The 10,068-nt window shown below is 70.5% G+C and carries 9 protein-coding genes and 1 pseudogene; 2 read left to right on the plus strand and 8 right to left on the minus strand.

Going from position 1 to position 10,068, the window contains the following annotated elements; translation table 11 throughout:
- Together GTY56_RS22585 and GTY56_RS22590 are read left to right on the plus strand one after the other, a co-directional pair.
- Positions 1-1,215 (plus strand): acyl-CoA carboxylase subunit beta (locus tag GTY56_RS22585; RefSeq protein ID WP_161367156.1); only part of this gene is annotated, 1,215 nt, incomplete at its 5' end.
- A gap of 35 nt (positions 1,216-1,250) precedes the next feature.
- Positions 1,251-1,445, plus strand: a complete 195-nt coding sequence (locus GTY56_RS22590; protein ID WP_142159151.1) for an acyl-CoA carboxylase subunit epsilon — start codon at positions 1,251-1,253, stop codon at positions 1,443-1,445.
- A 152-nt stretch (positions 1,446-1,597) separates the two neighbouring features.
- Here the strand turns inward: GTY56_RS22590 and GTY56_RS22595 are convergent, their stop codons facing one another.
- The 8 genes and pseudogenes from GTY56_RS22595 to GTY56_RS22630 all read right to left on the minus strand — a co-directional run.
- Positions 1,598-2,179 carry a GTP-binding protein gene (locus GTY56_RS22595; RefSeq protein ID WP_014675207.1) on the minus strand — a complete coding sequence of 194 codons (582 nt, stop codon included), beginning with the start codon at positions 2,177-2,179 and terminating at the stop codon, positions 1,598-1,600.
- Positions 2,160-2,738 (minus strand): DUF742 domain-containing protein, encoded by a 579-nt coding sequence (locus tag GTY56_RS22600; RefSeq protein ID WP_161367157.1) that lies wholly within the window; start codon positions 2,736-2,738, stop codon positions 2,160-2,162. The genes GTY56_RS22595 and GTY56_RS22600 overlap by 20 nt, the downstream gene beginning before the upstream one ends.
- 94 nt (positions 2,739-2,832) lie before the next feature.
- Entirely contained in the window at positions 2,833-3,246 is a 414-nt protein-coding gene (locus GTY56_RS22605; protein WP_004983065.1) for a roadblock/LC7 domain-containing protein, read from the minus strand.
- 10 nt (positions 3,247-3,256) lie between these two features.
- A complete protein-coding gene (locus GTY56_RS22610) occupies positions 3,257-6,580 on the minus strand; it encodes a nitrate- and nitrite sensing domain-containing protein (protein WP_161367158.1) in 3,324 nt (1,107 codons plus the stop codon).
- Positions 6,581-6,956: 376 nt separating this feature from the next.
- Positions 6,957-7,532: a GTP-binding protein gene (locus GTY56_RS22615; protein WP_102911445.1), complete on the minus strand. Its 576-nt coding sequence runs from the start codon at positions 7,530-7,532 to the stop codon at positions 6,957-6,959.
- Positions 7,513-7,908 carry a DUF742 domain-containing protein gene (locus GTY56_RS22620; RefSeq protein ID WP_030851927.1) on the minus strand — a complete coding sequence of 132 codons (396 nt, stop codon included), beginning with the start codon at positions 7,906-7,908 and terminating at the stop codon, positions 7,513-7,515. Before GTY56_RS22620 ends, GTY56_RS22615 begins: the two co-directional genes overlap by 20 nt.
- A gap of 110 nt (positions 7,909-8,018) precedes the next feature.
- Positions 8,019-8,432 (minus strand): roadblock/LC7 domain-containing protein, encoded by a 414-nt coding sequence (locus GTY56_RS22625; protein WP_031138073.1) that lies wholly within the window; start codon positions 8,430-8,432, stop codon positions 8,019-8,021.
- A 9-nt stretch (positions 8,433-8,441) separates the two neighbouring features.
- Positions 8,442-10,068, minus strand: a pseudogene (locus tag GTY56_RS22630) (nitrate- and nitrite sensing domain-containing protein); the annotation flags it as partial.

Here is a 10,068-nt window from a genome sequence, read left to right on the forward strand (position 1 = left end):
ATCATGGACATGGCCATCGCGGCCGGTGCCCCGCTGGTGTCGCTGAACGACGGTGCCGGTGCCCGCATCCAGGAGGGCGTCTCGGCGCTCGCCGGCTACGGCGGCATCTTCCAGCGCAACACCAAGGCCTCGGGCGTGATCCCGCAGATCTCGGTGATGCTCGGCCCGTGCGCCGGCGGCGCGGCCTACAGCCCTGCCCTGACCGACTTCGTCTTCATGGTCCGCGAGACCTCGCAGATGTTCATCACCGGCCCGGACGTCGTCAAGGCGGTCACCGGTGAGGAGATCACGCAGAACGGTCTGGGCGGCGCCGACGTCCACGCCGAGACCTCCGGCGTGTGCCACTTCGCCTACGACCACGAAGAGACCTGCATCGCCGAGGTCCGCTACCTCCTGTCGATGCTCCCGCAGAACAACCGCGAGAACCCGCCCCGCCACGAGTCCTCTGACGCGGCCGACCGCCGCTCGGACGTCCTCCTGGACCTGGTCCCGGCGGACGGCAACCGGCCGTACGACATGGCCAAGGTCATCGAGGAGATCGTCGACGACGGCGACTACCTGGAGGTCCACGAGCGCTGGGCCCGCAACATCATCTGCGCCCTGGGCCGGATGGACGGCCAGGTCGTCGGCATCGTCGCCAACCAGCCCCAGGCGCTGGCGGGTGTGCTGGACATCGAGGCCTCCGAGAAGGCAGCCCGCTTCGTTCAGATGTGCGACGCGTTCAACATCCCGATCATCACTCTTCTGGACGTCCCCGGCTTCCTCCCGGGCGTCGACCAGGAGCACGGTGGCATCATCCGCCACGGCGCGAAGCTCCTCTACGCCTACTGCAACGCGACCGTGCCCAGGATCTCCCTGATCCTGCGGAAGGCCTACGGAGGTGCGTACATCGTCATGGACAGCCAGTCCATCGGTGCGGACCTCACCTACGCCTGGCCGACCAACGAGATCGCCGTCATGGGCGCGGAGGGTGCGGCCAACGTCATCTTCCGCCGCCAGATCGCCGACGCCGAGGACCCCGAGGCCATGCGGGCCCGCATGGTCAAGGAGTACAAGTCCGAGCTGATGCACCCCTACTACGCGGCCGAGCGCGGCCTGGTCGACGACGTCATCGACCCCGCCGAGACCCGCGAGGTGCTCATCAAGTCCCTCGCCATGCTCCAGACCAAGCACGCGGACCTGCCGTCCCGCAAGCACGGCAACCCGCCGCAGTAACCCGGCGGACATCTTCCTCACGGAGACTGACACCCATGGAATCTGCTGATATCCGCGTCGAGAAGGGCCACGCCGAGCCCGAGGAGGTCGCCGCCATCACGGCCATCCTCCTGGCCCGCGCCGCCGCCCGCCCCACGGATCCGACCCCGGCCCACCGCGGCCGCATCAAGGCGGGCTGGCGCCGCCTGGAACGCGAGCCGGGCTTCAGGGCCCCGCACAGCTGGCGCTGACCCCGCACCGAACAAGAAGGCCCCCCTCGGGGGGCCTTCTTGTTGTTGGGGGCGCGGGGAACTGCGCGACCAGCCCCGCACGGTCCGCACCCGGCAACGCGACAGCCCCTGGCAGCCCGAAGGCCGCCAGGGGCTGTCCCACAGCGAGGGAACTACCGGAGCCGCGCCATCAGCGCGTGCTCGACCAGCGTGATCAGGGCACTCTTCGCATCGGCCCGGTGCCGGGCATCGGTCGTGATGATCGGGGTGTCCGGACCGATCTGGAGGGCTTCCCGGACCTCGTCCGGCGTGTACGGCTGCTGGCCGTCGAAGCCGTTGAGGGCGATGACGAACGGCAGGCCGCTGTTCTCGAAGTAGTCGACGGCGGGGAAGCAGTCGGCGAGCCTCCTCGTGTCGACCAGCACGATCGCGCCGATGGCGCCGCGCACCAGGTCGTCCCACATGAACCAGAAGCGGTCCTGGCCCGGCGTACCGAAGAGGTACAGGATCAGGTCCTGGTCCAGGGTGATACGGCCGAAGTCCATGGCGACCGTCGTGGTCGTCTTGTCCCCGGTGTGGGTCAGGTCGTCGATGCCGGCCGAAGCGGACGTCATGACGGCCTCTGTGCGCAGCGGGTTGATCTCCGAGACGGCACCCACGAACGTGGTCTTGCCCACGCCGAAGCCGCCAGCCACCACGATCTTCGCGGACGTGGTGGAGCGGGAAGGCCCTCCGCTAGAGCTTGCGAAGTCCACTGAGCACCCTTTCGAGCAGTGTCACGTCTGGCTGGCCGCCGGCGTTCTCGTCGCCGCCGGGCTGATGGATGGCGACCAGTCCCGCCTCCGCCAAGTCGGCGACGAGGATCCTGGCCACGCCGAGAGGGATCGTGAGGAGCGCCGAGATCTCGGCGACCGACTTGATTTCCCGGCAGAGGTTGCAGATCCGCTGATGCTCGGGCAACTGGCCCTGCATCTGGTGCGGCTGCGCGGTGGTGTGCACCAGCGCCTCGATGGCGAGCTGGTAACGCGGGCGGGTCCGGCCGCCGGTCATGGCGTACGGACGCACCAGGGGGTTGTTCGACGCCCCGGCGGGCGCCGGCTCGGGGGTGCGGCGCTGCGGCTGCACAGGCTGGATACGCGGGGCCGACGGCTGGTCGTACGGCGACGGGCCGGGGCCCTGCGGCGTGTACGGCTGCCGGTGGCTCGGTGCGGAGGGGAAGTTGTAACGGTTCGGGTTCTGACCACCGTCGCCCTGGCCCTGGGCAGGGCCGTACGACCAGTTGCCCGAAGACGAACCGCCTGGGGGTGTTGCCACTTTCTCCTCCTCCGACTGTGCCTGGCACCCATCGCTGTGGAGCCGCGTCCCGAAACCTTACGGCCACGGGACGCCAAAACGCACCGTCCGTCTGTTAGTTGAGCAGGCTCCCCTGGAGCTCTGCACGAAGGTCCGGTGTCAGGACCGTACCGGCTCGGTCGACCAGCAGAGCCATCTCGTACCCGATGAGGCCGATGTCCGCCTCCGGATGTGCGAGAACGGCGAGGGACGAACCGTCGGAAATGGACATGATGAACAGGAATCCCCGCTCCATCTCCACAACCGTCTGGTTCACGCTGCCACCCTCGAAGATCCGGGAGGCGCCTGCCGTCAGAGACGTCAGACCGGAGGCGACGGCCGCGAGCTGGTCGGCGCGGTCGCGGGGGAAGCCTTCGGACATCGCCAGAAGGAGTCCGTCGGCGGAGACCACCACCGTGTGGGACACCCCCGGGGTGTTGTCCACGAAGTTGGTGATCAACCAGTTCAGGTTCTGTGCCGCCTGGCTCATCGGGCTCACACTAACGCTCCTGGTTGTAGGTGCTGTCAGGACCGAAGCCCTGGCCGTTCGTTTCACTGCCTGCGCTGCGTCCGCGCTGGACGCCCCGACGCAGGTTGCTCAGCCTGCCCCGGACGTCCTCCGGGGCGCGGGAGACCTGTGGGCCTCCCTGGGGGGTGCTCTCGGCGGCTCCCTCGATCAGGTTGGCCTTGGGAACCCGCCTCGGCAGGCCGGAGGAGGTGACCCCGCCCGCCTTGGGCTTCCGGAGCTGCGAAGCCTGCTGCCACCGCTCGTCGTTGGCCGAGCGCCAGTCGTCGCCGTTGCTCTCCGCAGCGGAGGCCGGCGGCTCCTGGTTCACGTGCCGTGCGCCACCCGTACCGTTCGCACCGCTCGCGGTGGCTCCACGGCGGGGAAGCCCGGCGTCGGTCATCGTGTGAGCGGCTGAGGGGCTCGATCCCGGACGGTCGAAGCCTACGCGGTCCTGCTCACTTGCGTCAGCGGCCTGCGCAGATTCCGTTTCCGGGGCCTGAGCAGGGTACTGGCTCGGGTAGCCGTTGCGGTAACCGTCCTGCTGCGGCCAGTCGTCCTGGTGGCGCCGCTGCTCGAACGCGGCGAAACCGCCCGGCCCGCCCGTGCCCGGAGCCGAGGGCTCCTCCTGGGCCGGCTCCGCATAGGAGGGCTCCGGGTAGCCGCCGTTCGGCGAGAAGGTGTCGTTCTGCGGCAGACCGCCGTTCGGCGCGTAGTACTGCTCGTCGTACGCAGACCGCTGCGGCTCCTCGTACGACGGCTGCTGCTGCTCCTGGTACGACGCCTGCTGCTCCTGGTAGGACGCCTGCTGCTCCTCGTACGACGCCTGGCGGTCGTACGAGGACGGCTGCTGCTCCGGGTAGCCGGACTGGCCGGTGTCGTAGGCCTGCCCGGCGTCGTAGCCCTGCTGCCCGTTGTACTCGTCGCGGTACCCGGTCGCCTGGTTCGGCTCCTGGGCGCTCTGGCCGGGCAGCGCGGGCTGCTCGTGCGACTGCGACTCCAGGGCCGCCCGGCGCTCCTCACGCATCAGGGAGCGGCCGACGGGGTCCAGCTCGCGTATGTCGTCGGGGACGTCGGAGTAGCGGCTGTCGTCGAAGCCGAGCTCCGCGGCCGTGCGCATGCCCTGCTGCTGGTTGAAGTTCTCGCCGCCGAAGTTCTGCTCCGGGATGATCTGCGAGACGGTGAACTCGTCGCGGTCCACGTGCTGCTCGCCGCCACCACCGTGGGTGATCGCGTCCGGCAGCATGACCAGCGAGGTGGTGCCGGCCTGCTCTCCCGAGGGGCGCAGCTGGACGCGGATGCCGTGCCGGTCGGACAGCCGGCCGACCACGAACAGGCCCATGCGCTGGGAGATCGCGGCGTCCACGGTCGGCGGGTTGGCCAGCTTGTGGTTGATGTCCGCGAAGTCCTCGGCGGTGAGGCCGATGCCCTTGTCGTGGATCTCGATCATCACGCGGCCGTCGGGAAGACGGGTCGCGGTGACGCGGACCTTGGTCTGCGGGGAGGAGAACGTGGTGGCGTTCTCCAGGAGCTCGGCGAGCAGGTGCACGAGGTCGGTCACGGCGCGGCCGTGGATCTCGGCCTCCGGGACGCCGGACAGCTCGATGCGCTCGTACTGCTCCACCTCGGAGGAGGCGGCGCGCAGCACGTCGACCAGCGGGACCGGCTGGTCCCAGCGGCGGCCGGGCTCCTCGCCGGCGAGGACCAGGAGGTTCTCGCCGTTGCGGCGCATACGGGTCGCCAGGTGGTCCAGCTTGAAGAGGTTCTCCAGCTGGTCCGGGTCGGCCTCGTTGTTCTCCAGGTCGGTGATCAGGGTCAGCTGGCCCTCGATCAGCGACTGGTTGCGGCGCGAGAGGTTGGTGAAGATCGCGTTGATGTTGCCCCGCAGCAGGGCCTGCTCGGCGGCGAGCCGGACGGCCTCGCGGTGGACCTGGTCGAAGGCGCGGGCGACCTCGCCGATCTCGTCGGTGGTGGAGATCGGGATGGCCTGGACGCGGGTGTCGACGCGGCCGGGGTCGGTGCGGGAGAGCTGGTCGACCAGCATCGGCAGACGCTGCTCGGCGATGCCGAAGGCGGCGTTGCGCAGCTGGCGCATCGAGCGGCTCATCTGGCGGGCGACCGCGCCGGCCAGGATGAAGGCGAGGAGCAGGGCGACCACGACGGCGGCACCGGTGATGTAGGCGTCACGCTGGGCGTCGTCGGCGATGTCGGACGCTTCGCTCACGGCCCTGTCGGCCAGCTCGGTCTCGATCTTGTTGTACGCGTCGAACTTCAGCGTGGTGACGGCCCACCAGTTCTGAGCCGTGATGCCTGCCTGGGCGAGTTCGGCGCGCTCGCTCGGGTCCGTGGACGACAGCGCCGCGATCCTCGCCAGCATCGTGGTGGGGTTGGCGGGCGGCGGTACGTAGTCCGGATCCTTGGCCTTGGCGTCCGCGGCCATCTTCGCGCCATCGGCCTTGATCTGCTTCTCGGCCGCCGTCAGCTTGGCGAAGTCCGCTTCGGTGCCGCCGCTCTCGTACTCCTGGATGGCGATGCGCTCCAGGTAGGCGTACGAGGACAGCGCGATGCGCTGACTGGCCAGATTGCCGCCGTCCGGTCCGGGCTTGATCAGCAGGTGCATGCCGATGGAGCGCTGGAGGGAGAGGGCGCCCTTGGTCAGCGAGATGGCGTAGACGGTGCGGCCGTAGCTGGTGATGTTGCCGGTGCCCAGGCCGAGCTCGTTGGCGAACTCCAGCAGCCGGTGCTCGACCTCGACGTAACCCTCTTCGGTCTGCACGCCCTTGAGCTGGCTGGTGTAGGCGGCCGCACGCAGCTGCGTGAGCTTCGGCTCGACCTCGCGGAAGCGCTCCAGGCGCCGCTCCAGGCCGGGCCGGTCGGGCATGTTCTTGACGGCCTCGTCGAAAGCGTCCGCCGCCTTGTCGGTGTTCGCACGGGCCTTCACGACCGTCGGATCCTTCGTGCCCTTGCCCTGGAGCAGGGGCGCGGCGGTCACGTCGCGCTCGGTGAGCAGTTCGTTGCCGTACGCCAGGGCGGCCCGGACCAGGCGCGCGGTGTTCTCCGCGTCCTCGGCCTCCTGCCAGGTGTCGATCGAGCCCTTCACCTGGAAGCCGCCCATGACGAGGCCGACCAGCACGGGTATGAGCAGGATCGCGTTCAGCCTGGTCGCCACACGCCAGTTGCGCGGAGAGAGACGGCCGCCGCTCTCGGCGGGCGCGGCCGTCGGTTCCGAACCGGGCACGGGGGCGGGCGCCGCTGTGCGCGGCGGCGGGGTGAAGTTGCCCCGGGCCGACGGCTCGGGACTGTTCTTGCTTCGCCTCACTCGACCAACAACCTCTCGGCGGTCGGCACCAACGTTGTGCCGCAGTGTTCAGAGCCCAACACGCCTCGATGGACGAGTGCGTCATTGACTATTGGGCAGTTCAGGCATTCCAGCACGACGACCAGCGCTCTTCCAAACAGTCAGGGAGGGGGAATCGACGTAATGTAAGCCCCAGATAAAACGGTCATAAAGAGGCGAGCCCCGCCAAAAGGCGGGGCTGTTGTGCGCGCAGCGAGACCGGATGTGCGCGACGCGTGGCCGTACCACCCGATTCCTCTGCCGAAACGTTATGAACACCTTGGCCGACCGTGTCAAAGGACACAGTCGGCTCCGGTGTATCTACGACAACTGCCGTATGGCACTTCTGAATTGGGTGCTACCTCAGCCGTGCCATCAGAGCGTGCTCGACCAGCGTGATCAGGGCACTCTTCGCATCGGCCCGGTGCCGGGCGTCCGTCGTGATGATCGGGGTGTCCGGCCCGATCTGCAATGCCTCGCGCACCTCTTCGGGCTGGTAGGGCTGCTGCCCGTCGAAGCCGTTGAGGGCCACGACGAACGGCAGACCCGAGTTCTCGAAGTAGTCGACGGCCGGGAAGCAGTCGGCCAGGCGCCGGGTGTCCACGAGCACCACCGCGCCGATGGCGCCGCGCACCAGGTCGTCCCACATGAACCAGAAGCGGTCCTGGCCCGGCGTACCGAAGAGGTACAGGATCAGGTCCTGGTCCAGGGTGATACGGCCGAAGTCCATGGCGACCGTCGTGGTCGTCTTGTCCCCGGTGTGGGTCAGGTCGTCGATGCCCGCGCTGGCCGAGGTCATCACGGCCTCGGTCCGCAGCGGGTTGATCTCCGAGACGGCACCCACGAACGTGGTCTTGCCCACGCCGAACCCACCCGCGACCACTATCTTCGCGGAGGTGGTGGATCGACCCTGGTCAGAGCTTGCGAAGTCCACTGAGCACCCTTTCGAGCAGTGTCACGTCCGGTGCACCGGTGGCGTCGTCGCCGCCCGGCTGGTGGATCGCGACAAGACCGGCCTCGGCGAGGTCCGCGACCAGGATCCGGGCCACACCCAGCGGCATGTTCAGCAGTGCCGAGACCTCGGCCACCGACTTCACCTCACGGCAGAGGTGGCAGATCCGCTGGTGCTCCGGGAGCAGCCCCATGAGCGCGGCGGGGTCCGCGGTCGTGCTGATCAGGGCCTCGATGGCCAGTTGGTAGCGCGGCCGCGTCCGGCCGCCGGTCATGGCATAGGGCCGAACCAGCGGCTGGTCGCCCTCGTCCTCGTACGGCTCCGCGTACGGATCATGAGAGGCGGTGGGCGGGGTCATGGGTCCTCCGGGCGGGACAGCAAGTCGGTCAGCAAGCCGTCTGACGGGGCCTGTGTGGGGTGTGCGGCAGCCGGACGGTGGTGTGGTGAGACGGGTGGTGCCGGGGCCGATCAGTGGAGCAGACTGCCTTGGAGCTCGGCTCGCAGGTCGGGGGTGAGGACCGCGCCCGCGCGGTCGACCAGGAGCGCCATCTCGTAGCCGACGAGGCCGATGTCGCACTCGGGGTGGGCGAGGACCGCGAGGGACGAGCCGTCCGAGACGGACATGAGGAAGAGGAACCCTCGCTCCATCTCCACCACCGTCTGCGCCACCTCACCGCCCTCGAAGATCCGGGAAGCGCCCGCCGTCAGCGACGTCAGGCCCGAGGCGACGGCCGCGAGCTGGTCCGCGCGGTCGCGCGGAAAGCCCTCCGACAGCGCCAGGAGGAGACCGTCGGCGGACACGACGACGGTGTGGGACACCCCGGGGGTGTTGTCCACGAAGTTGGTGATCAACCAGTTGAGATTCTGTGCCGCCTGGCTCATCGGACTCAACTAACGCTCCTGCTGGTGAGTGGGCCGTGGGTGGCTGCCGGTCTGGGTGGACCCGGCCTGACGACCCTGTGCGATTCCCCGACGGAGATTGGTCAGCCGGCCGCGTACGTCATCGGGCGCACGCGAGACCTGCGGACCGCTCTGGTGGGTTTGCTGCTGTGCCGTGCCCGGGACGAGGTTCGCCCGGGGCACCCGGCGCGGCAGGCCGGAGGTGGTGACACCACCCGCGGCGGGCTGGCGGACGCGCTCGGCCTGGCGGACGAGGTCGTCGTTCGGCGAGGTGCGCCAGCCGGCGGGGGCGGCGGACCGCTGCGGACCGGTGGGTCCCTGCGGTTGCTGCGGGGCCGCCGGGGCGGAGCCGTTGTTCTGCGGCTGCTGCTCCTGCTGGCCGTGGAACCAGTTGGTCTCCAGCGTGTCGTACAGCGGCGTACGACCGTCGCCCGGACCGGACGCCGGCGGCAGGGCCTCGGGCTCCTGCCGGACGGGCCGGGCCTGCGGGGCGGGCGGCCGCGGGGCGCCGAAGTCGGCCGGTCCACGGCCGCCGTTGACCTGCTGCTGCTCGTACCGGCCCGTGCCCGCGGGGTCGGCCGGCGTGGCCGGACCCGGGAGGGTGGGCCGCCCGGAGCCGTTGTCCTGGCGCGGTGCGGGGTACTGGCCGGTCGAGCCGTTGTCCTGGCGGGGCGCCGGGTAGTGGCCCGTGGAGCCGTTGTCCTGGCGGGGCGCCGGGTACTGGCCGGTCGCCCCGTTCTCCTGGCGCGGGGCCGGGTACTGGCCGGTCGAGCCGTTGTCGTAGGACTGCGGCGCCGGGTACTGGCCCGACGTGGACGAGTCGCCTCGGCCGCCCGGGGTGCCGAAGACGTCCGGGCGGACGAACTGACCCTGGCCCTGCTGTGCGTTCGCGCCGGGACCGAACGGGTCCTGGGCCGCACCGAAGTCGGTCGGCGAGCCGAAGCCCTGCCTGCTCTCGTCGTGCGGCACGGCCGGGATCTCCGCCGTCGCACCGGGACCCTGGCGGTCGTCGACGCGCGGCAGGGCGGCCGTACGCGAGACGTCCGGCTGCTCCTCGTGGCCGCGCGGGGCGTCCAGCGACGCACGCGGCACCGGCGGCTGGGCGTTCTCGTCGCTCCAGCTCGGCACCCGCTGCTGCGCGTCACCACCGGGCAGCTCGGCCCGCGGACCACCGCGCGGCGGCAGCTGCGGCCTGCGGCCCTTGCCCTGCTCGGCGTTGCCGCCCTGCTTCTTGCGGCTCCGGCCACCGCCGAAGGCGTCCTGGTTCTGCTGCGGTCCGTTGGTGCCCGCGGCCTGCAGACCCTGCGGGGCGCCCGGCGCCTGCTGACCGAATCCGCCACCGGCACCGGCCGGGGACGGACGGCCCTGCGGGGGACCGCTCTGCTCGAACGACGACGGGCCGGGACCCTGCGGTCCGCGCGCGCCGCCCTGCGCTCCGGGACGGCCACCGTCCCCGTCACGCCCGGGCAGCGCGGCCCGCGGGCCCTGACCGGGAGCGAGCCGGCCGCCACCGGAGGCACCGCCCCCGAAGGCACCGCCGGAGGCACCGGCGCCGAGGGCACCGGCACCCTGGCCCGACCCGGCGGCACGCCGGGCCGCGGCCGCACCGGCGGCGGCC

Origin of the sequence: Streptomyces sp. SID5643 (assembly GCF_009872555.1) — a bacterium.
Classification (GTDB): Bacteria; Actinomycetota; Actinomycetes; order Streptomycetales; family Streptomycetaceae; genus Streptomyces; species Streptomyces iakyrus.